Source organism: Pantoea sp. M_10 (assembly GCF_008631515.1).
Taxonomy (GTDB): domain Bacteria; phylum Pseudomonadota; class Gammaproteobacteria; order Enterobacterales; family Enterobacteriaceae; genus Pantoea; species Pantoea anthophila.
In genome coordinates this window covers 1,159,842-1,181,371 of record NZ_VWUL01000001.1, presented here as the reverse complement: position 1 = coordinate 1,181,371, position 21,530 = coordinate 1,159,842, and the positions used below count along the sequence as shown (strand labels likewise).

The window sequence follows — 21,530 nt, the reverse complement described above, 5'->3', positions numbered from 1 at the left end:
AAGAGTGGCTTCTCTGAATGTTAAGTGATGAGGTGGAAGCCTTACTGGAAAGTATAGGCTGGGTAATGTTCTTGGCAAATTATTGAAGTAAAAAGAGAAAACGCAGCGGCAAAAAGCAGCCAGACAGAAACAGGAAATTTTTGCTTCCGTTTCAGTCGCCAGCAAAATAAGCGCAGCGTGAGGCGAGGCTATCCCTTTTTCAGCTTTGTTAACCTTTTCCGCAGCCTGCAGAACGGTCAGACTCGCCCGCTTCAGGCTTACAGCTTCGCTTGCCTTTTGGCGAACAGGCGACAAGCTTGACGTATCGCTGGCCTGGATCGGCGGGCCAATCAATCGGCGGCGGCGAAGAGACGCCCCCTTTAAAACAGGATGTTTAGCAGACTATGTTCTCATTCGACTGGCACCGTTTTTTGCTCAACGATCAGCCCGCCACCTTTTTGTTTGAGGTGGTGGCGCGTGTCCTGATCGCTTATCTGGTGGTATTTACCTTTCTCAAAGTCTCCGGGCGGCGCGGCGTGCGTCAGCTGTCTCTGTTTGAACTGGTGGTGATCCTGACGCTGGGTTCCGCCTCGGGTGACGTGACGTTTTATGATGATGTGCCGGTGCTGCCGGTCATTATGGTGTTTGTGGTTCTGCTGTCGCTCTACCGTCTGACCACCTGGCTGACGGCGCTCAGTCCGCGCTTTTCACGGCTGATTCAGGGGGATGTGATTACCCTGATTAAAGACGGGCTGTATGTGCTGGAAAGTCTGGATCGGCTGAATATTTCCGAAGATGAGTTCTATATGGAGTTGCGGCAGAGCGGCGTGGAACATCTGGGGCAGATCCGCCTGGCGCTGGTGGAGGTCGATGGCCAGCTCAGCCTCTATTTCTATGACGACGATGCGATGCGCGCCGGGTTAAGCGTGCTGCCTCCCGCGCACCGGCAGGATTACAGCACGGTCCCGACGAGCGGGCTTTATGCCTGCACCCATTGCGGCCAGACCCGGACCATTGAGGCAGAGCAGCAGGCGGTCTGTCCGCGCTGCCAGCGCCAGCGCTGGTCTGTGGCGCTGACCGTGCGCCGGTTGCACTGATGGCCCGCGTCAGCTCAGCTTTCAGCCTTCCCATCGCCCGGTTTAACGTCGGCGAAGCAGGCACTGAGCGGTCGCTTTTGCTGACCCTCGGCCGTGAAATTTTCCGCACTCAGCCACGAACTCAGGGCACACTGAACGGCCGGCCATTCACGATCGATAATCGACAGCCAGTCGGTATCGCGGTTGCGCTGTTTACGTGTCATGACCTGGCGAAAGCGGCCCTCAAAGCGGAACCCGAGTCGTTCTGCTGCCCGCCGTGACGCGACGTTAGTTGAATCACAGCGCCATGCTACCCGACGATAGCCGAGTGAAAAAGCCTGCTGCAGCAGCAGAAAAATCGCTTCGCTGCCGATAACAGTGCGCTGCATCAGCGGCGACCATGTCACGTGACCAATTTCAATGGTGCCATGTTCCTGCTCAATGCTGGCGAAGCAGACGACACCATAAGGCTGCTGCTCCTGCGTACAGACTGAAAAGGGTATCAGCGCCGCATCCGCTACTTTATCCGCAATCCAGCGCTGCATCTGTGATAGTGACGTGGGCCGTTCTGCACTCAGCCATGTCCAGTCGCGATCATCCTTTGCCTGCATGAATGCGTGAAACAGCGGTTCCGCATGATCGAGACTCAGCGGCAGAAGCAGGCAATGCTGACCCGACAGTGGTGCGCGGGGCGGTCTGGCAACCGGCTGCCACTCGGGCAGAGCCTCGCCGACCGGCTGATTAAACTGATTGATGTTCAATAGCATCCTCCTGAAGGAAAACGGACGGTATACGAGGGGGAAGATCCGCCGTTCTGACGGGTTAGCCTGAACCGTAGCTAAACGCGTTGCAGCTTGTTCCCGGTTGCCACATAACTTTGCCTGTTACTGACAGAAAATGAAAACGCTTCGGGCAGCATAGCGTCACCGTTATCAAAGAGGTGTGCGTATGAAAGTGAGGCTGGCCAGTGGGTTACTTTTTTTACTATTATCGTTTGGCGCGTTTTCACAACAGGTGATCAGCGAAAGTCATCCCCATTCACGCAGCGCGCGACTGCTGGAACAAGGGAGCCAGGTGGATACGGCAGATAGTCCGGATGAACATCTGCTGGAGGGACGGGAGGGGCGGAGCACTCTGCAACGCAGGCCGTTTTAAGATAACGCCCCGGCAGAGCACGCTGCCGGGGCACCAGAGAGCCGAATCTGAACGCGTCAGACCCGCAGGTTACAGGGTGGCCTGCGTGGGTGACAGGCCAGGCACCAGAATCACCTTGCGGCACTCCTCTTCCCGTTTGTTGAAAATATCGTAGCCGCGGGCCGCATCCTCCAGCGGCAGATGATGGGTCACAATCTCTTCCGGTGTCAGGTGGCCCTGTTCAATCAGCTTAAGCAGGTCAGGCAGATAGGCGTGAACGTGGGTCTGCCCCATCTTAAAGGTCAGCCCTTTGTCGAAGGCGTCACCAAACAGGAAGCCGTGAATAAAACCGGCATAAACGCCCGGCACGCTGACGATACCGCCACGCCGCACCGCCGCAATACACTGGCGCAACGCTTTACCGCTGCTGCCCTCCAGTTTGAGGTTGCTGAGTACGGTTTCCGTCAGGCTGCCTTTCGCCTCAAAGCCCACGGCGTCAATCACCGCATCCACCCCGCGATTGCCGGCGCTCTGTTCGATGATCCAGCCTGCCGGGTCATCAATTTCATCGAAGTTAATCGGGATAACGCCATAGCGTTCACGGGCAAAGTTTAAGCGGTAGCTGTTGTGGTCGATCATGTAGATCTGTTCGGCCCCCTGCTGACGCGCGCAGGCGGCGCTGAGCAGCCCCACCGGCCCGGCACCGAAAATAGCCAGGCTGGAACCGGGTCTGACCTCGGCATTTTTCACCGCCTGCCAGGCGGTTGGCAGGATATCGGAGAGGAACAGCACTTTCTCATCCGACAGCACCGGCGGCACTTTAAACGGGCCGGTGTTGGCTTTAGGCACCCGGACATACTCAGCCTGTCCGCCGGGCACACCACCGTAAAGTTTGCTGAAGCCAAACAGCGCGGCCGGCGGAGTAATATTTTTGCGGTTCAGGATGGCACCCCGGCCGCTGTTGGTGTTCTCACAGGCGGCATACTGATTAAGCAGGCAGAAAAAGCAGTCGCCACAGGCGATAACGAACGGGATGACCACCCGATCGCCTTTGGCGACGGCCGTGACCGCACTGCCTGTCTCAACCACTTCGCCCATAAACTCATGGCCAAAGATATCACCGTGGCCGGTGCCGGGAATTTTGCCGCGATAGAGGTGGAGGTCTGAACCACAAATGGCCGTGGCGGTCACACGCAGAATGATGTCATCTGCGGCCTCCAGGCCGGGATCGGGGACGTTATCCACGCTGACTTTATGCGGGCCGTGGTAGGTTAATGCTTTCATCTGTTCATCTCCTGCTGATAAGGGGAGGACGGTCAGACCGTGAGCCTTGACCACTCGCGGGGAAGTGTTGCGATATCTGAGCCTCAGCCTGCGTGAAGTGTAGTCACCCTCAGAAGAGTAAGCAGAGCGGTGCAGGAGAAAGCCCCGTCTCAGCCGTGCTGGCAGGGAGGGGGTGTCCGGGTGGCAGCAACCGTGACGAGGGGCGCATCGGGCTGCCACCGTATCAGATCGGCAAAGGCGCGACGATAGGCCGTGTCGATTTGCGCCGGCACCTGTTCAATGTAGCGGAAGGCGTGTTCCCGCGTTTCACCGCTCAGCTGCTGCAGATAGTGCCGCGCCTGACCCAGCGTCGGTATCTGGCCTTCGACACCGGCCATGCGGGCGGGCAAATCAGTCCAGATGAGACCTTCAATCCCTCTGGCCTGCGCCCACGCCGCCAGCGGGCCTGTGGCGTTATCTGTCACCGTGATCATCCCGACGCCATCAACGCGGTTGTCCGGAATGGCCTCACGAAGCCGCAGCGCCTGGCAGGCCCGCTCCAGTGAAGCGGTATTCAGCCAGGCCCAGCACACCGGCACCGGACTGGCATTCAGGCAGATCGCTGTGGAGAGCTCACCGCCATCACTGATGCGCACAAATTCCACCGGTACGGCGGGACCATCATGATGCCACTCACTGGCGACCGGCAGCGCGCCGGTTTTCCAGATTAACGATCCCCAGCCCAGACAGGCAATTTTCATTCTCTTCTCCCGTATTTGCGTCGCCACCTTCGCGACCCGTCAGAGTTAAAGCGTAGCCCGTTGTGCTTAACCGTTACAGCGATCACCTTTTTTAGTGCGGTAAAGCGGCCTTAAAGATGGCATGATCTGCCCCGCAGTCACTCTGCACAACCTGACGGTTATTTCAGCAATCTGTGCGCGTTTATCGGTGCGGCTTGAACTTTTATCGTCAGGTAGTGTAAAAAGTGGCGCACGCAAACGATTACCTGTGCATGTGCGTTGGCAGCATCACGCGCGCAGGTTCCGCTGCGACCGGGCCGGAAAGCAGGGGACGACACCTCTTTCAGCGGTCCAGGGTACTGGCGCTTTTAACACGGAATATCTGATGAAAACCACGCAAACTGGCACGCTGGGCGCGCTTGAAAGTGACGTCGATACGGGATGGCGTAAAACCGACACCATGTGGATGCTGGGTTTATACGGCACTGCGATTGGTGCGGGTGTCCTGTTCCTGCCGATTAATGCGGGCGTCGGCGGCCTCATCCCGCTAATCATTATGGCGATACTGGCGTTTCCGCTGACCTTTTATGCGCACCGCGCGCTGACCCGCTTTGTCCTCTCCGGCAAAAACCCGGCCGGTGATATCACCGAGGTTGTTGAGGAGCATTTCGGCGTCGGGGCGGGCAAGCTGATTACGCTGCTCTATTTCTTCGCCATCTACCCGATTCTGCTGATGTACAGCGTTGCGATTACCAATACGGTCGAGAGTCTGATGGTGAATCAGCTGGGGTTGGTGCCACCGCCGCGCGCGCTGCTGTCGCTGCTGCTGATTGTCGGGCTGATGACCATTGTGCGCTTTGGCGAGAAGATGATTGTCAAAGCGATGAGCGTGCTGGTCTACCCCTTTGTCGCGGTGCTGATGCTGATGGCCTGCTATCTGATCCCACACTGGCACGGCGCGGCGCTCTCCACGCTGACCGTTCAGCCTGCAGGCAGCAGCCTGTGGATGACGCTGTGGCTGGCGATCCCGGTGATGGTCTTCTCCTTTAACCACTCTCCCATTATCTCCTCCTTTGCGCTGGCGAAGCGCGAAGAGTATGGCGACGCCGCTGAGAAAAAGTGCTCGCGCATTCTGGCCTGCTCACACCTGATGATGGTGGTGACAGTGATGTTCTTTGTCTTCAGCTGCGTGCTGAGCCTGTCGCCTGAGGATCTGCATGCGGCCAAGGCGCAGAACATCACGATTCTTTCCTATCTGGCGAACCACTTTCAGGTGCCGATGATTGCCTGGCTGGGCCCGCTGATCGCGGTGGTGGCGATCACCAAATCGTTCCTGGGTCACTACCTTGGCGCGCGCGAAGGGTTCAACGGCATGGTCAATAAAGCGCTGCGCAGTCGCGGTAAAGCGATCGCGCCGGCCAGACTGAATCGCCTGACGTCACTCTTTATGCTGCTGACGACCTGGCTGGTGGCAACGCTGGACCCGAATATTCTCGGCATGATTGAGACGCTGGGCGGGCCGGTCATTGCCATGATCCTGTTCCTGATGCCGATGTATGCCATTCAGAAAGTCCCGGCAATGCGTCAGTACAGCGGAAAAATCAGCAACCTGTTTGTGGTGCTGATCGGAGTGATTGCCATCTCCGCTATTTTCTATTCGCTGGTGAAGTAATCCTGCCCACGGCAGGCGCCTCCTCCGGGAGGCACCTGCCGTTCCCCCTGTCATACACGCCTCCCGCGCTTCCGAATCCGGTTCATCCCCTGTCTCCTGCCCGACTGAAGTATCTGGTTAGCAATGGTTACAGTTGTTACAGAGTGACATGGTAGAGTTAACGCGAATAATTATTATTCCTTTAAAGGACAGGATGAACATGAAGATCGGGATGGCTGCTGCCACCACACTTTTGCTGTCGACCGCCTGCGCGGCCACCACTTATCCGGTCACCGTGACCGATATGGATGGACAGAAAATTACGCTGCAGAAAGAGCCTCAGCATGTGATTCTGCAGGATGGCCGCGACGTCATGACGCTGGCACTGCTGGATCGACAGAATCCGTTTCAGCGGGTCGTGGCCTGGAACAATCTGCCGAAAAAGCAGGACACCCAGACCTGGGATCTGCTGAAGCAGCGCTGGCCTCAGGCGACCTCAATTGTGGATATGGGCTTTAACGATCAGGGCCAGGTCAACCTGGAGAGCGTGCTGGCGAAGCAGCCCGATCTGATGATTGCGCAGCTGCGCGCCAAACCTGCGCTGACACAATCAGGCGTGCTGGCCACCCTGAAAAATCTGCACATCCCGGTACTGTTCCTCGATGATGAGCTGCATCCGAAAGAGAACACCCTGAAGAGCGTGAGCGTGCTCGGCACGGTGCTGAACCGTGAAGCTGAAGCAAAAGACTACGCCGATTTTTATCAGCAGCGCTGGCAGGCGCTTCAGGAGAAGATCGCCCGGGTTTCGCACAAGCCGACGGTTTTTGTCGAGCCGATTGCCGGTAACAGCGACAACTGCTGCTTTACCCACGGACACAACGGCTGGGGCGCGCTGGTGGAGGCGGTCGGCGGCAAAAATATTGGCTCTGCACTGCTGCCCGGCAGTTCCGGCTTTGTTTCGCTGGAGAAGATCATCGCCATGAAGCCGGATGTCTACATCATGACCGGCTCAAAGCGGCCGAACAGCAATGTGCTGCCGTTTGGTTATGGCGCGAATCAGGCCGAGGTGACCGCGACCTTTAAGCGCTTACTGAGCCGCACGGGGCTGGCACAGATCGCCCCGGTCAGAGAGCAGCGCGTCTATGGCGTTTACCATCACTTCTATAACCATCCCTACAACATTATCGGGATGGAGATTCTGGCGAAAGATCTCTATCCGCAACAGTTTCGTGACCTCGACCCCACGGCGGATTACCACCACATCGTGACGCACTTTACAGGATTACCTGACGCGCCCGTGATCCTCAGTACGCCATAACCGGCCCCTGTCAGGGTGCGGTTTCGTACCCTGACACACGTTTTCGCTGGCAGCTGCGATCGGCGTTTTGTCTGATGCGCCGATCAGCCAGCGGGCAGGGCGCTCTCCAGTGTTAAGAAAGTGATAATTACGCGTAATGGTCTGTAAATTGGCGGTTTTTAAGAATTATACAGATGTTGCCATACAGGATTATTGCCATGATGCCGATCAACGGTGCCTGACAGCCGTTATTTTCGGAGGCAGTACCATGAAAAAAACAACATTAACGCTTATCGCTTCACTTTTGACATGCAGCACGCTCTTTTCTCAGACCACGCTGGCAGACGATCGCGGCGATTCGCACCGCCCGCCGGTGCCGCATCAGAATGATGGCCCTGGCCCGGATGTGTGGGGGCCCGGCCCGCATCCGGATCGTGACCGCGACGACCGCCATCGTCATGAAGAGCGGGAACGCCATGAGATTGAACATGCGCGTCATGATGACGAGCGCTTCCGTCACGACAGAGGGCGATATGAGCCGCGCGACGCATTCGCCTGGCAGGGACATGAGTTTCGCCGTGGCCATGCGATCCCGCGAGCCTATTGTGACGACCGTTACCGTGTTGACGACTGGGATGCGCGCGGACTGCCTGAACCTCCGCAGGGGGAGCACTGGGCAGACATCAACGGCAACTATGTGCTGATTGCGGCGGCAACCGGCATTATCACCTCATTGCTGCTGAACAACGCACTGAATTGATCCCACGGGATGGCGGCGGCCATCCCGCTTTCTTTCCGTTTTGCGCCGCCAGCGTCTATCCTGAGACTCCACACTGACATTCTCCCTGTGTAAGGAGTCATGATGACGACGGTTAAGATGGTTGCGGTTGATATGGATGGCACTTTTCTGGACGACAATAAGCAGTACAATCGATCCCGGTTTCTCGCCTGCTACCAGCAACTCACCGCCCGCGACATCAAATTTGTCGTGGCCAGCGGTAATCAGTACTACCAGCTCAAATCCTTTTTTCCGGAGGTCGCCAGCAATATCGCCTTTGTGGCGGAAAACGGCGCATGGATTATCGACCGTGATGAGGAGCTGTTCTGCGGCGCCTTTGACCGCCGCGATGTCGAAGCGGTCATCAACACCCTGCAAAACGGCAACTATCCCGGCCTGCGTTATCTGCTGTGTGGACGCGAAAGTGCGTACTACTTTGACGGCATGGAAGAGAGCTGGCTGAAAAAGATGCGTCACTACTGTCATCGCCTGAAGCCGATTCAGCATCTGGATGAGGTGCAGCATGATCGGTTGTTCAAGTTCGCACTGAATCTCTCTGACGACGCTATCGAGCCGCTGATGGCGGATATCGAGCGGCTGCATCATGGTCGTGTGGCCGCAACCTCAAGCGGACACGGCTCCGTTGACCTGATTGTGCCGGGCAATCATAAAGCGCATGGCCTGGATCTGCTCGCCACGCGCTGGGGCATCACACACGACCAGGTGCTGGCGTTTGGTGATGGCGGCAACGATCTGGAGATGCTTAAGCAGTCTGGTTTCAGTTTTGCCATGGCCAACGCGCCACAGCGGGTGAAGCAGGCAGCACGCTATGCTGCTCCTGCTAATAACGAAGAGGGCGTGCTGCAGGTGATTGAGCAGATGCTGGCCGGTGAGGGGCCATTCGCAAATCTGCCCGCGTAACGGGCAGACGCGGTTTTCGGAAGGGCAAGGGCGGGTCATCTGGCCCGCCTCTCTTCACGCCGTGATGCGCCAGGCCTGGGCGATCATCGTCTCCATCTGTTCGCGGCTGTAATTCACCAGCGAATTTTTGCTGTTGGCGCGCGCCAGTATCCACTTCACCTCTTCGCCCGTCAGCGTGGGTCCCCCCTGCCAGAACGGCAGAATCGCCTGCTGCTGCAGCCACGTTTTGAGGAACTGCGCGGGTGAGTCGGTAGCTTCACTGAAAAGCTGCCCATGTAATGCTGACATCAGTGTCTGCTGCCGCGGATGATCGCTGTCGGCCAGCAGCTCCAGGAAGGGGAACAACAGCCGCCCGCACACTTCGCCGTGGTGAAACGGTTTTATCGCGCCCAGTTCGCCTGCAATACCGTGGATGACCCCCAGACCGGCGCTGCTCAGCGCAACTCCTCCCAGCCACGATGCCATCATCATCGACTCTCTTGCCGCATCGCCCGCACTCTCTTCACTGTTCAGCGCCGGCCAGGCCTGGATAAACTGACGCAGGCCGGTCACGGCCAGCTGTTGAGTGAAAAGATTACCTTTCGCGGAGAGGTAGGCTTCAAACAGGTGGGTAAAGGCATCGATCCCGCAGGTCGCCAGCACGTGGTCAGGTGCCCCCTTCAGCAGATCGGGATCGAGAATAGCCACTTCCGGGACAAAAACCGGGTGGCGCAGTGAGGCTTTGATCTGAATATCACGCTGGTCGGTCACCACCGCATTCTGCGTCACTTCACTGCCGGTCCCGGCCGTCGTCGGAATGGCAATCAGCGGTAAGGTGACTGGCTGAACCGCGCTGTCGCCCACCTTTTCCAGATAGCGGGCCGTCGGCAATGGATGTTGCATCATCGCGCTGAACGCTTTAGCCGCATCCAGCACGCTGCCCCCGCCGATGGCCACCACCCGATCCACATGACCCCGCCAGCGTGCCACCCAGCCATCAATCTCAGCAGGAGAGGCTTCATGGCTGACAATTTCATAGCCGATAATCTGCGCGTTCAGGTCAGCTTTAATCCGCTCATACGCCGCACCCTGCAGAAAGGATTGCCCGCAAAACAGCAGGGTAGGCTGTGACCGGGCGGCCAGCAGCGGCACCAGTTTATCGAGGCTGCCGCGGCCAAAGAGGGTTCGTTGATTACTGTACAGCTCACTCAGGTTCACACTCACCAGCGCATCCTTTTTACATTTCACTAAAATCTGAGTGTAACGAAAAGCGCGCCGCCGGCACTGGCAAACTTTCTGATAACGTCCCGGTAAAAAGTTGATCATCTTCGCAAAACAGAAATTCACCCCGGCGGGGTGGTGCTTTACTGCGGATGTTACCCTTAACATGTTATCGGTAACAGCGTTTGTCCGGATGTATAAAATTCTTACAGGCGCACTGTTTTGCAGCCCTCAGGGGACCATGATAACAACCGACACTGGATTCCATTCAGTGCGCAAGGTGGAGAAAACCTATGCCATTACTCTATGTGGCGATCGGCGTCGCGTTACTGCTGCTGCTGATGATTCGCTTTAAGCTTAATGGATTTATCGCGCTGATCCTGGTGGCGCTGGCTGTCGGCGTGATGCAGGGCATGCCGGTCAATAAAGTGATTACGTCTATTAAAGCGGGTGTCGGCGGCACGCTCGGCAGCCTGGCGCTGATCATGGGCTTTGGTGCCATGCTGGGTAAGCTGCTGGCCGACTGCGGCGGTGCGCAGCGTATCGCGACCACGCTGATCGAAAAATTTGGCACAAAGCACATTCAGTGGGCGCTGGTGCTGACCGGTTTTATCGTCGGATTTGCACTGTTCTATGAAGTTGGCTTTGTGCTGATGCTGCCGCTGGTGTTCAGCGTGGCGGCGTCGGCGCGCGTGCCGCTGCTCTATGTCGGCGTGCCGATGGCGGCTGCACTGTCCGTTACGCATGGCTTTCTGCCACCGCATCCCGGCCCGACCGCCATCGCCACGCTGTTCAATGCTGACATGGGCAAAACGCTGCTGTTCGGCACCCTGCTGGGTATTCCTACGGTGATTCTGGCGGGTCCGGTTTATGCCCGCTTCCTGAAGGGCATCGACAAACCGATTCCGCAGGGACTCTATAACCCGAAAACGTTCACCGAAGCAGAAATGCCCAGCTTTGGGGTCAGCGTCTGGACGGCCCTGGTGCCGGTGGTGCTGATGGCCCTGCGTGCGGTGGCAGAGATGCTGTTGCCAAAAGGGCATGTGCTGCTGCCGTATGCTGAGTTCTTTGGCGACCCGGTCATGGCCACCCTGATTGCCGTACTGATTGCCATCTTCACGTTTGGCCTCAACCGCGGTCGCTCAATGGAACAGGTGATGGATACCCTGACCGACTCGATCAAAATCATCGCTATGATGTTGCTGATCATCGGTGGCGGCGGGGCCTTTAAGCAGGTACTGGTCGACAGCGGCGTGGATAAATATATCGCCAGCATGATGCACTCGACTCAGCTGTCACCCATCTTTATGGCCTGGTCTATTGCGGCGGTGCTGCGTATCGCGCTGGGTTCGGCAACGGTGGCGGCGATTACCGCAGGTGGCATTGTGGCCCCGCTGATTGTCACCAGTGGTGCCAGCCCGGAACTGATGGTGATCGCCGTAGGGTCCGGCAGCGTCATCTTCTCTCACGTTAACGACCCTGGCTTCTGGCTGTTCAAGGAGTATTTCAACCTGACGATAGGAGAGACCATTCGCTCCTGGTCGGCGCTGGAAACCATTATCTCCGTGTGCGGCCTGGTGGGCTGTCTGCTGCTCTCCTGGGTAATCTGATCCCCTGCCGCTGGCACCGCCTGCCAGCGGCCCTCTGCTGGCTCTCTGAAGAGGATGGTGCTCATAAAGAGGGCCGCGCTATGCGGCCCATGGGTGATAACAGTTAACGCTGCCCGCTTAATGAGGCGCTTCAAAACCGGCTTTCACCATCTGTTCCCGAAGCGCACGCGCAATTTCGCGGTTGCCGCCAGTGACGGGATAGATGACATTATTCACCACATCATCAAGGTAGTGCTCTTCAAACTCCTGCATCGTGAGCTGAGTGCCGCCCTCATCGTTGATGGCGAAAGAACCTTTGATGTGGTTACCGCTGTTTTTAGCCTTAAGGCTGTAGCGGCCCATACTGGTATTAATCGTGCTCATACGATCTCCTCACAACTCATGTCAATCTCCTCACTATTGAGATTGAGATCTGCCTTGCCGCCTGAATTTTAGCCAGGAGTCGTCTGTAAAACGAAGAAAGAGGGCGGGTAAAAGACGGGGTTGCGATCGCACTCTCAGAATGCAAATAAAAGCAAATGTTGATGAACCTGTAACCGGTTAACGACTTAGTGAAGCGGCAGAGCCTGGTTTTCTGACTATACTGCTTACAGGAAACCTGTTTAACCAGCGAGGGAAAAGGAAATGAAAATTATTCTGTGGATTATCGCGATCATTTTTATCGTGGGCTTACTGACCCTGACAGGGGTGTTCAAACTGATTTTCTGATTTCTGTTAAAGATTCTGCGACAGCGGGCACCTAATCAGGTGCCCGAAACGTTTTCTGGCTGGCCAACAGACACTGTGTAATCGGGTCCATTGGCGTATTCGGCAGTAGATCCCGCGAGCCCAGCTGTTTTCGACAGCATGCGCAACAGGCACCATGAAAGGTGCGCTGGCCCTCTTTGTAATCAGCAAAAACGAACCGGGCGCTTCCACACTGACTACAGCGTATTTTCATCACCATCCTGCGTATGACCTCCTTTGGACTGACACTGTGCTGATCGCGTTCCCTGACCGGTTAAGCAGACTTAATCTATTGCTATGCAATATTATTCCGGACTGCGATGAGAAAAGTAGTGTCTTATGAGCATGAATGTTTGCTGCCAAATGCGAATCCGGTCTGTAAAAACCACTTCATTGATCATGATCAAGGATTGTCATCTATTGGCTAAAACGCCCGCAGATGGCCTGTCCTGGCGCGGATAAACGGCACGGCAGGCTCAATTTTGTCGGAAAGAAAGGCGAACTGGCGGTGAACTAATCGCAAATTTTTTGCAATAAGTGATTTTTTATCCTGCTATGGCTTTCAGCCGCCTGAAAATTGCACCAGCGTCAGACGCCTGGCTGACCCGGCAGAGAAAAAAAAGACGTTTTTACGCGCCATTTCGTCAGAGAGAACAGGAACGGGTCTCAATAAGATTTTTCTTTTTCAGCCAGAGCGCCTGTTAAGTTGAAATTCAAAAAAGGCACGATTTTCCAGCGTGTTAGCACGGAGAAGAGGAAAGGCGTTCGCTAGCTGCTGAAACCGATTTCGCAAGTCGGAAAGCAGGAAAGTGTGATGGATGCACAGAAAGTCGATATTTATCACTTTTTCATCAAATCGTGCTGGACAAATCCCTCCGCAATTGCTGTACTAGATGCCGACACAGTTTAGTGTCCATTTTTCATGTAAAGGTAATATAGATGTCTAAGATCAAAGGTAACGTTAAGTGGTTTAATGAATCTAAAGGATTCGGTTTCATTACTCCTGAAGATGGCAGCAAAGATGTATTCGTACACTTCTCTGCAATCCAGAGCAACGGCTTCAAAACTCTGGCTGAAGGTCAGCGCGTTGAGTTTGAAATCACCGACGGTGCTAAAGGCCCATCTGCTGCTAACGTTATCAGCCTGTAAGTTAACAGTCAGAATTCTAAAAACCCGCCTGATGGCGGGTTTTTTTATGCCTGTCATCTGCGCGTCATCTTCTCCTGTCTATCCTGCGCTGCTGGCTCGTCTGCCGCACAAACTGCGCGACGCTTCACAATAAATCCTCGTAACATATTTATAACAAGCTGAAGTGCCGCTTTTTTGCGGGCAACGCGTTATAACAGAGTGACAGATCCCGGTGGGTGAGGAGGCAGGATGAATATACGGCAGGCAGAGTTAAAAGACAGTTTTGCGCTGAGTGCGTTGCTCAGCGAATTAGGCTACGGCGGCACAGAAGGTTTTATTGAGCAGCGCCTGGCGCAGTTATGCAGCGATCCCAGAGAAGCACTCTTAGTGGCGGAACAGGATAACCAGGTGCTGGGGTTCCTTTCCCTCCATTTCATTCCACAGCTGGCGCTGGCCGGTGACTTTGCCCGCATCAGCTACTTCTGCATTGCCGAAGGCGAGCGCAGCAAAGGGATGGGGCAGCAGCTGCTTCAGCATGCTGAGGCGCTGGCGGCGCGTCGTGGCTGCGATCGCATGGAGGTGCATTGCCACCAGTCGCGCCTGAAAGCGAATCTCTTCTACGGCCGTGAAGGCTTTGCCGAATCACCCCGTTATCATATTAAATCCCTGGCGAGTTAATTTTCAGCCGGCGGGTGAGCCTCCCGCAGGAGACCGGCCGGTGGTCAGTGCTTTCTGCTCTCTCCGTGGCAGACAGGCAGCAGAAACGGTTGCCCTGCGCACGTCCTTCAGGCGCCCGCCTGAGCTGACAGGCTCTCTCCGGCAGACTTTTCCGGTGTGTTCAGGTTACGATGCTCCCTCAGCCCGACCGCAGAGCAGAGTGCCGCGGCGTTGATCAATGAGGGCAGTGAACAGGGGCAGCCTGAGCGAATCCCTCTGACAGGGTCGCCGGAAGGCTGTTGATGACGACAGCAGGAGAAGAACAATGATGAGAGTGGCTCTGGGGCAGTTTGCCGTCGGTCGTGAATGGCAGGAAAACGCCGCTGTCTGTCTGGATCTGATGCAGCGGGCGGCGGAAGGTGGAGCCGATCTGCTGGTCCTGCCGGAAGGCGTGCTGGCGCGGGATATTACCGATCCCGAAATCGTGCTGAAAGCGGCGCAGCCGCTGGATGGCCCTTTCCTGAGCCAGCTGCTGGCAGCCAGCAAAGAGCGTGCCCTGACGACGATCCTCTGTCTGCATGTTCCCGACGGCGCGCAGAAAGCGCTTAACGTGCTGGTTGCCTTCCGACAGGGTGAGATCATCGCCGTCTATGAAAAACTGCATCTCTATGATGCTTTCACGATGCAGGAGTCGCAGCGGGTCAATCCCGGCCAGGTCATTCCTCCGCTGATTGAGGTGGCCGGTATGAAGGTGGGCTTAATGACCTGCTATGACGTGCGGTTTCCGGAGATGGCACGGCGGCTGGCGCTGGACGGTGCCGACGTCCTGGTGCTGCCTGCCGCCTGGGTGAAAGGCCCGCTGAAAGAGATGCACTGGGAACTGCTGACCCGCGCCCGTGCGCTGGAGAATACCTGCTATATGGTGGCGGCGGGCGAATGTGGTCCGCGCAATATCGGCAACAGTCTGGTGGTGGACCCGATGGGGGTCGCAGTAGCAAACGCGGCGGAAGCACCCGCACTGCTGTTTGCCGACCTCGATCCCGAACGTCTTGCCTATGCCCGTCAGGTGCTGCCGGTGCTGGAGAACCGGCGTTTTGCCCGGCCTGAACTCGACGGAGAGTGAAACAAACAGAGCCTGAGCCGGATACGCTGACGGCAGGGGTGTCAGATCTTACTCTGTTACAGATTCTGCTTGTGGTGACAGGCAATCTGCGCGTAAATAACAGTCACCGTTATTCGATAAAGTTGAAAGGTTAAATATGGAAGGTATCAGTATTGCCAAGCTGCTGATTATCGGTGCGCTTATCGTACTGCTTTTTGGTACCAACAAGTTGCGCTCGCTGGGTGGCGATCTGGGCTCCGCAATCAAGGGCTTCAAGAAAGCCATGAAAGATGAAGATACCAGTGCAACCCGAAATACGGCTGAAGACGTGCCTGCAGAACGCGTCGTTCATAAAGATTAATCGGTTATTTGCAGCAAATAACTGTTACTTTTTATTTCAGGCACACATAAAAAAACCAGACTGTCAGCAGTCTGGTTTTTTGTTTTTACGCAGCAGCAAAGCGGGAATTACTTCACTTCCATCCCTTTCGCCTGCATATCGGCATGATAGGAAGAGCGGACAAACGGACCACATGCCGCATGCGTGAAGCCCATCGCCATCGCTTCTTCTTTCATCTCATCAAATTCGGCCGGGCTGACGTAACGCTGAACCGGCAGATGGTGACGGCTCGGCTGCAGATACTGACCCAGCGTCAGCATGGTGACGCCATGGCGACGCAGATCGCGCATCACTTCAATGATTTCGGCATTCGTTTCGCCCAGACCCACCATCAGACCTGATTTGGTCGGGACATCCGGGTGCGCTTCTTTGAAACGCTCCAGCAGCTTCAGCGACCACTCGTAGTTAGCGCCTGGACGAACCTGACGATAGACGCGCGGTACGTTTTCAAGGTTGTGGTTGAACACATCCGGTGGCGTCGCGGTGAGGATCTCCAGCGCGCGATCCATACGGCCGCGGAAGTCCGGCACCAGCGTCTCAATTTTGATCGTCGGATTTTTTTCGCGAATCGCGCTGATGCAGTCGGCAAAATGCTGAGCGCCACCGTCACGCAAATCGTCACGGTCAACCGAGGTGATCACGACGTAACGCAGTCCCATGTCGGCGATGGTCTGCGCCAGCTTCGCGGGCTCACCGGCATCAGGCGCGTTAGGACGCCCATGGGCCACATCGCAGAACGGACAGCGGCGGGTACAGATTGCGCCCAGGATCATAAAGGTGGCGGTGCCATGGTTAAAGCATTCGGCGAGGTTAGGGCAGGAGGCCTCTTCACAGACCGAGTGCAGGCCGTTTTTACGCATCGCCGCTTTGATGCCCTGAATACGACTGGAGTCAGCTGGCAGCTTGATTTTCATCCATTCCGGCTTACGCAACATCTCCTGCCGTTCAACAGCCACGGTTTTCACCGGGATCAGCGCCATTTTGTCTGCGTCACGATATTTGACGCCGCGTTCCATCTGAATTGGTTTACTCATAAATCAGCAGGTTCCGGTCGGATTGCGATTTGAAAGCGTTCCCATTCAAACCGGGAAGGATGCTTTCAACTTTATTTGAAAAAAGTGCAAAAATTATATCATCTCAGCGCCCGGGAAGCAGCCACCGTCAGCGCGGAAAAGTTACATATTTGTAAATTCGCATTCAGCGCTAAGGCTGAACCGGCAGATCATCCGTGGTCCACTCAACATGGTCGTAACCTGCCAGCCGCGCAAACGCGCTGACCAGCGGTGAACGAACCTGTTCTGTCGTAACGCCCGGCCGGAAATGACTTAACTGAGTCATGCTCATGCCGGCGTAGCCGCAGGGGTTAATCCGCAGAAAGGGGGAGAGATCCATCGCCACATTCAGCGCCAGACCATGAAACGAGCAGCCTTTGCGGATGCGTAATCCCAGTGAGCAGATCTTTTCATCACCCACGTAGACGCCAGGGGCATCGGCACGCGCGCGGGCGCTGACGCCAGATTCCGCCAGGGTGGCAATCACCGTCTCTTCCAGAATCGTAACCAGCTGGCGGACGCCAAGCTTACGGCGTTTGACATCGATCAGGACATACATCACCTGCTGTCCCGGACCGTGATAGGTCACCTGGCCACCGCGGTCGCTCTGCACCACCGGAATCTCTCCCGGCATCAGCAGATGTTCCGCTTTTCCTGCCTGGCCCTGGGTAAAGACCGGCGGATGTTCGACCAGCCAGATTTCGTCGCGACTCTGTTCATCGCGCTGGTCGGTATAGTGGTGCATGGCATCGGAGACAGATTGCCAGTCGCGCAGACCGGACTGACGGACGAGAAGGGTTTCAACTGACAAAACGAGAATCCGCTAAAGAAGAATCGCTGGATAATGTCGGCAAACCGTCAGGCACAGGCGCCTTGCCGACCCGTAAATTACAGCACCATCCGCACAATTTCGATCTTGCCCAGCTCTTCGTACAGGCGCTCGACCTGTTCGATGTGGGTCGCGTTGATGGTGATGTTAACCGAGTGATAGTTGCCTTTGCTGCTCGGCTTAACTTCAGGACTGTAGTCGCCGGGCGCATGACGTTGCACCACTTCAACCACTTGATCAACCAGCTCCGGTTGCGCCAGACCCATTACTTTGTAGGTAAACGGGGTAGGAAATTCGAGCAGCTCATTCAGTTTGGTTTTCATATTAACTCCGGTGCATAAAAAACAGGCTCCCGCCTGAGCGGGAGCATCATAATATCGTGTAATGGGGGCGGAAGGGTGAATTTTCAATCACCCGTCACGCTTAACCGAACCAGTGATGGAACATCAGCTTGATGTAATCAACGATACGGCCAAAGAAACCGCCTTCGGAAATTTCATTCAGTACCACCAGCGGACGCTGTTCGATGGTTTTGCCATCCAGCTGGAAGTTGATGCTGCCGACGACCTGGTTTTTCTTCAGCGGGGCATGCAGTTCTGTGTTGTTCAGCACATAGCTGGCCTTCAGATCTTTCATACGGCCACGTGGAATGGTCAGGTAGGCATCTTTTTCCACACCCAGCTGCACGCGGTCATTATCGCCGAACCAGACCGGCTCAGAGGCGAACTCTTTACCTGCTTTCAGCGGCGCGACGGTTTCAAAGAAACGGAAGCCCCAGGTCAGCAGTTTCTTGCTCTCCGTTTCACGGCCTTTAAAGGTGTGCCCGCCCATGACGGCAGAAATCAGGCGCATCTGGCCTTCTGTCGCTGATGCCACCAGGTTGAAACCTGCCGAGTTGGTGTGACCGGTTTTGATCCCATCCACATTCAGGTTGGTATCCCACAGCAGACCGTTACGGTTCATCTGACGGATATTGTTGAAGGTGAACTCTTTCTCTTTATAGATGGCGTACTCTTCCGGCACATCGCGGATCAGCGCCTGACCGATCAGCGCCATGTCGCGCGCGGAGCTGTACTGACCTTCAGCGTCCAGACCATGCACCGTGCCGAAGTGGGTATTCTGAAGGCCAAGCGCTTTGACGTAGTTGTTCATCAGATTAACGAACGCGTCCTGGCTGCCGGCAACATAGTCAGCCATTGCTACACAGGCGTCGTTACCGGACTGCAGCACAATCCCACGGGTCAGCTGAGAAACCGGTACGCGGTCGCCTGGCTTCAGGAACATCAGCGAGGAGCCTTTAAACACCGGGTTACCGGTGGCCCAGGCATCCTGACCGATGGTGACCATATCGTCCTGATGAATTTTACCGGCTTTCACGGCCTGACCGATGACGTAGCTGGTCATCATCTTGGTCAGACTGGCAGGATCGCGGCGTGCATCGGCATTTTTCTCCGCCAGCACTTTGCCCGAGTTGTAGTCGATAAGGACATACGCTTCGGCATCAATGTCCGGTACGCCCGGAATCATGGTCTTGAGATTGACGTCATCAGCGATGGCAGCATGGCTGAGGGAGAAAGCGATCAGTGATCCCACTGTCAGGCGTTTCAGCAAACGAGAGGATTTCAGCGTGTTCATGTGTAGGACTACAACATCCGTGAGTTTGAGGTTTAAAAAAGTCACTTATCATACCCAATGCCAGGGGCGCTGGCATGGGGTGAAATGATTGGGTTGTTAGCAGACGTAACGTGCAGCGGTCTGACAAACGGATCAGCGACGCGTATTAGTAATAAATGAAGCGGTCTGGCCTTCACTGCTCAGGCGCTGTTGCAGCGCGGCGGCTTCGGCGCGGGTAGCGTACCCGCCAAGCTGCACGCGATAAACATTGTTGCCTGCGTCTTCAACTTTCCCGGGCACACCATAACGCTGGCTCAGGCTTTTCATCATCTGCTGTGCACGCGCCGGATCGTTCAGCGCGCCGACCTGCACGACATAGCCCGCTGCGGTTCCCCGGCTGGCCGCAGGCGCGGCGCTGGCGGCGGCGGGAGCAGCAACCGCTGCCGGTGCGGCAACGGCGGCAGCGGGCGGTTCACTGCCTTCCAGCACCCCGCTCGCTAAAGGCTGGGGTGCGCCAAGAAAGCCGCTGCTCTGCACCGGTGCACCCATGCTGTCACTGCTCTGCAGCGTGCTGTTACTGATGGCGTCGACATTCTGCGCAGGCGGCTGAGCAGCCGCTGCGCTGCCGCCATTCATGACTGCGCCACCACTCAGGTCCGGACGGGCGGGCAGGGCGTAACTCTGTTTCGCCACGACGGTGCCGATGGTGCCAGGGCCGGAGAGTGAGCCGTCAGGCGCGACCTTGATAAAGTCGACCCGCACCCGCGAATTGTTTGAGATATTCAGGCGGTCACCGGCGGCGCGGGAGAGATCGATAATACGACCCGGCGTATAAGGACCGCGATCGTTCACACGCACCACAATCTGACGACCGTTGGCGATATTGGTGACGCGCACATAGCTCGGCAGCGGCAGGGTAGGGTGGGCCGCTGTCAGCGCATCGGGATCGTAGGTTTCGCCGATGGCGGTGCGGTTGCCCTGCGCTTCTTCACCGTACCAGGTGGCCAGACCGACTTCACTGAAGTTGGAGGGATCTTTAACGATGCGATAATTTTTGCCGTTGACGCTGTAATCCTGGCTGGTGCCCGGATTAACCGGCTCATAACGTGGCTCAACGCCCGGAATCTCTACCACCGGTCCATTGTATGCCGGTTGCGGCGGCGCCGTATTTTGGGGTTCCGGCGTGGTACAGGCCGCCAGAACCAGTGATGCCAGTGCAACGCCAAGCCATTCCTTACGCATCTGCAGCCTCTTAGACACTTTTAGATAACATTTTTCGGTGAGTGTGGATCGACATCACGATGCCAAATCCCGCCATAAGCACGATTAGCGCGGAGCCGCCATAACTGACCAGCGGCAGCGGTACGCCAACCACCGGTAAGATACCACTAACCATGCCAATGTTAACGAAAACATAAACGAATAAAATCAGCATTAAACCGCCCGCCATGACCCGGCCGAAGGTGGTCTGCGCCCGCGCGGCCACCACCAGTCCGCGCATGATCAGCAGCAGATAAAGGGTCAGCAGCAGCAGCACGCCCACCAGGCCTAACTCTTCGGCCAGAACCGCAAAGATAAAGTCGGTGTGACGTTCCGGCAAAAACTCCAGCTGAGACTGGGTGCCCTGCAGCCAGCCTTTGCCGCGCAGTCCCCCCGAGCCAATGGCAATTTTCGACTGAATGATGTGATAGCCGGCACCCAGCGGATCCGTTTCCGGGTCGAGCAGCATCATAACGCGATCGCGCTGATAGTCGTGCATCAGGAAAAACCACAGGATCGGGATAAAGGCGGCCACCAGCAGCACCGCCACGCCAATCAGTTTCCAGCTCATCCCTGACAGGAACAGCACAAACAAACCCGAGGCGGCAATCAGGATGGAGGTACCGAGGTCGGGCTGCGCGGCCACCAGCAGGGTAGGCACGAAGATCAGCACCAGCGCAATACCGGTATTTTTCAGCGTCGGCGGGCAGACGTCACGGTTAATAAAGCGTGCGACCATCAGCGGCACCGCGATCTTGGCAATCTCCGAGGGCTGAAAACGGACAAAGCCGAGATCGAGCCAGCGCTGTGCGCCTTTACTGATCTGACCGAAGGCATCTACCGCCACCAGCAGGATCACGCAGACAATATAGAGATAAGGTGCCCAGCCTTCATAGACACGCGGTGGCACCTGCGCCAGCACAATCATGATCACCAGGCCCATCGCGATCTGACCCAGTTTACGCTCCATCATGCCCGGGTCCTGACCACTGGCACTCCAGATCACCACGGCGCTGTAGGTCAGCAGGCCGAGGATGATCAGCATAAACAGCGGATCGATGTGGATGCGCATCCAGATTGATCGTTTCTGCGGACTATCTTGCATCGACATGT

At 56.4% G+C, this 21,530-nt stretch carries 21 protein-coding genes; 10 read left to right on the top strand and 11 right to left on the bottom strand.

Annotation, left to right across the window (positions count from 1 at the left end):
* Positions 1-383: 383 nt before the first annotated feature.
* On the top strand, positions 384-1,076 hold the full coding sequence (locus F3I47_RS05680) for a DUF421 domain-containing protein (RefSeq protein WP_046101399.1): 693 nt from the start codon (positions 384-386) through the stop codon (positions 1,074-1,076).
* A gap of 14 nt (positions 1,077-1,090) precedes the next feature.
* Here F3I47_RS05680 and F3I47_RS05675 read toward each other — a convergent pair whose 3' ends face one another.
* From F3I47_RS05675 to F3I47_RS05660, 3 genes are all read right to left on the bottom strand, one after another.
* Complete coding sequence (locus F3I47_RS05675) at positions 1,091-1,816, bottom strand: GNAT family N-acetyltransferase (protein ID WP_150029397.1); 726 nt, start codon at positions 1,814-1,816, stop codon at positions 1,091-1,093.
* A 463-nt stretch (positions 1,817-2,279) separates the two neighbouring features.
* On the bottom strand, positions 2,280-3,473 hold the full coding sequence (locus tag F3I47_RS05665; RefSeq protein WP_046101401.1) for a zinc-dependent alcohol dehydrogenase: 1,194 nt from the start codon (positions 3,471-3,473) through the stop codon (positions 2,280-2,282).
* Positions 3,474-3,622: 149 nt separating this feature from the next.
* A complete protein-coding gene (locus F3I47_RS05660; RefSeq protein ID WP_150029398.1) occupies positions 3,623-4,213 on the bottom strand; it encodes a hypothetical protein in 591 nt (196 codons plus the stop codon).
* A 364-nt stretch (positions 4,214-4,577) separates the two neighbouring features.
* Between F3I47_RS05660 and F3I47_RS05655 the strand changes: the two genes are divergently transcribed.
* The 4 genes from F3I47_RS05655 (at position 4,578) to F3I47_RS05640 (ending at position 8,839) form a co-directional block, all read left to right on the top strand.
* Entirely contained in the window at positions 4,578-5,864 is a 1,287-nt protein-coding gene (locus F3I47_RS05655; RefSeq protein ID WP_046101403.1) for an HAAAP family serine/threonine permease, read from the top strand.
* A gap of 199 nt (positions 5,865-6,063) precedes the next feature.
* Positions 6,064-7,161, top strand: a complete 1,098-nt coding sequence (locus F3I47_RS05650) for an ABC transporter substrate-binding protein (RefSeq protein ID WP_150029474.1) — start codon at positions 6,064-6,066, stop codon at positions 7,159-7,161.
* Positions 7,162-7,408: 247 nt separating this feature from the next.
* Positions 7,409-7,900 (top strand): RcnB family protein, encoded by a 492-nt coding sequence (locus F3I47_RS05645; RefSeq protein ID WP_150029399.1) that lies wholly within the window; start codon positions 7,409-7,411, stop codon positions 7,898-7,900.
* 102 nt (positions 7,901-8,002) lie between these two features.
* Positions 8,003-8,839: a Cof-type HAD-IIB family hydrolase gene (locus F3I47_RS05640; protein ID WP_150029400.1), complete on the top strand. Its 837-nt coding sequence runs from the start codon at positions 8,003-8,005 to the stop codon at positions 8,837-8,839.
* Positions 8,840-8,893: 54 nt separating this feature from the next.
* Here the strand turns inward: F3I47_RS05640 and F3I47_RS05635 are convergent, their stop codons facing one another.
* A complete protein-coding gene (locus F3I47_RS05635; protein ID WP_150029401.1) occupies positions 8,894-10,042 on the bottom strand; it encodes an iron-containing alcohol dehydrogenase in 1,149 nt (382 codons plus the stop codon).
* A 290-nt stretch (positions 10,043-10,332) separates the two neighbouring features.
* On the opposite strand from F3I47_RS05635, the gene gntT reads away from it, so the two are divergent.
* Positions 10,333-11,649 (top strand): gluconate transporter, encoded by a 1,317-nt coding sequence (gene gntT, locus F3I47_RS05630; protein ID WP_009091528.1) that lies wholly within the window; start codon positions 10,333-10,335, stop codon positions 11,647-11,649.
* Between the two features lie 117 nt (positions 11,650-11,766).
* Here gntT and F3I47_RS05625 read toward each other — a convergent pair whose 3' ends face one another.
* Complete coding sequence (locus F3I47_RS05625; RefSeq protein WP_009091526.1) at positions 11,767-12,012, bottom strand: hypothetical protein; 246 nt, start codon at positions 12,010-12,012, stop codon at positions 11,767-11,769.
* 1,302 nt (positions 12,013-13,314) lie between these two features.
* On the opposite strand from F3I47_RS05625, the gene cspE reads away from it, so the two are divergent.
* The 4 genes from cspE (at position 13,315) to tatE (ending at position 15,623) form a co-directional block, all read left to right on the top strand.
* Positions 13,315-13,524 (top strand): transcription antiterminator/RNA stability regulator CspE, encoded by a 210-nt coding sequence (gene cspE, locus F3I47_RS05615; protein ID WP_006118399.1) that lies wholly within the window; start codon positions 13,315-13,317, stop codon positions 13,522-13,524.
* A gap of 228 nt (positions 13,525-13,752) precedes the next feature.
* The gene (locus F3I47_RS05610; RefSeq protein ID WP_150029402.1) at positions 13,753-14,181 is read left to right on the top strand and encodes a GNAT family N-acetyltransferase; all 429 of its coding nucleotides are present in this window, start codon (positions 13,753-13,755) and stop codon (positions 14,179-14,181) included.
* A 307-nt stretch (positions 14,182-14,488) separates the two neighbouring features.
* Complete coding sequence (locus F3I47_RS05605) at positions 14,489-15,283, top strand: deaminated glutathione amidase (protein WP_150029475.1); 795 nt, start codon at positions 14,489-14,491, stop codon at positions 15,281-15,283.
* Positions 15,284-15,419: 136 nt separating this feature from the next.
* Positions 15,420-15,623, top strand: coding sequence for a twin-arginine translocase subunit TatE (gene tatE / locus F3I47_RS05600; protein ID WP_009091518.1), 204 nt, complete (start codon positions 15,420-15,422; stop codon positions 15,621-15,623).
* Between the two features lie 107 nt (positions 15,624-15,730).
* On the opposite strand, the gene lipA is transcribed toward tatE, so the two are convergent.
* From lipA to mrdB, 6 genes are all read right to left on the bottom strand, one after another.
* Positions 15,731-16,696 (bottom strand): lipoyl synthase, encoded by a 966-nt coding sequence (gene lipA, locus F3I47_RS05595; RefSeq protein ID WP_009091517.1) that lies wholly within the window; start codon positions 16,694-16,696, stop codon positions 15,731-15,733.
* 169 nt (positions 16,697-16,865) lie between these two features.
* On the bottom strand, positions 16,866-17,525 hold the full coding sequence (gene lipB / locus F3I47_RS05590) for a lipoyl(octanoyl) transferase LipB (RefSeq protein ID WP_058956321.1): 660 nt from the start codon (positions 17,523-17,525) through the stop codon (positions 16,866-16,868).
* A 77-nt stretch (positions 17,526-17,602) separates the two neighbouring features.
* A complete protein-coding gene (gene ybeD / locus F3I47_RS05585) occupies positions 17,603-17,866 on the bottom strand; it encodes a DUF493 family protein YbeD (RefSeq protein WP_009091513.1) in 264 nt (87 codons plus the stop codon).
* Between the two features lie 100 nt (positions 17,867-17,966).
* Entirely contained in the window at positions 17,967-19,178 is a 1,212-nt protein-coding gene (gene dacA, locus F3I47_RS05580; protein ID WP_009091510.1) for a D-alanyl-D-alanine carboxypeptidase DacA, read from the bottom strand.
* 132 nt (positions 19,179-19,310) lie between these two features.
* A complete protein-coding gene (gene rlpA, locus F3I47_RS05575; protein WP_046101408.1) occupies positions 19,311-20,399 on the bottom strand; it encodes an endolytic peptidoglycan transglycosylase RlpA in 1,089 nt (362 codons plus the stop codon).
* 10 nt (positions 20,400-20,409) lie between these two features.
* Positions 20,410-21,522: a peptidoglycan glycosyltransferase MrdB gene (gene mrdB / locus F3I47_RS05570; protein ID WP_033736585.1), complete on the bottom strand. Its 1,113-nt coding sequence runs from the start codon at positions 21,520-21,522 to the stop codon at positions 20,410-20,412.
* Positions 21,523-21,530: the final 8 nt, after the last annotated feature.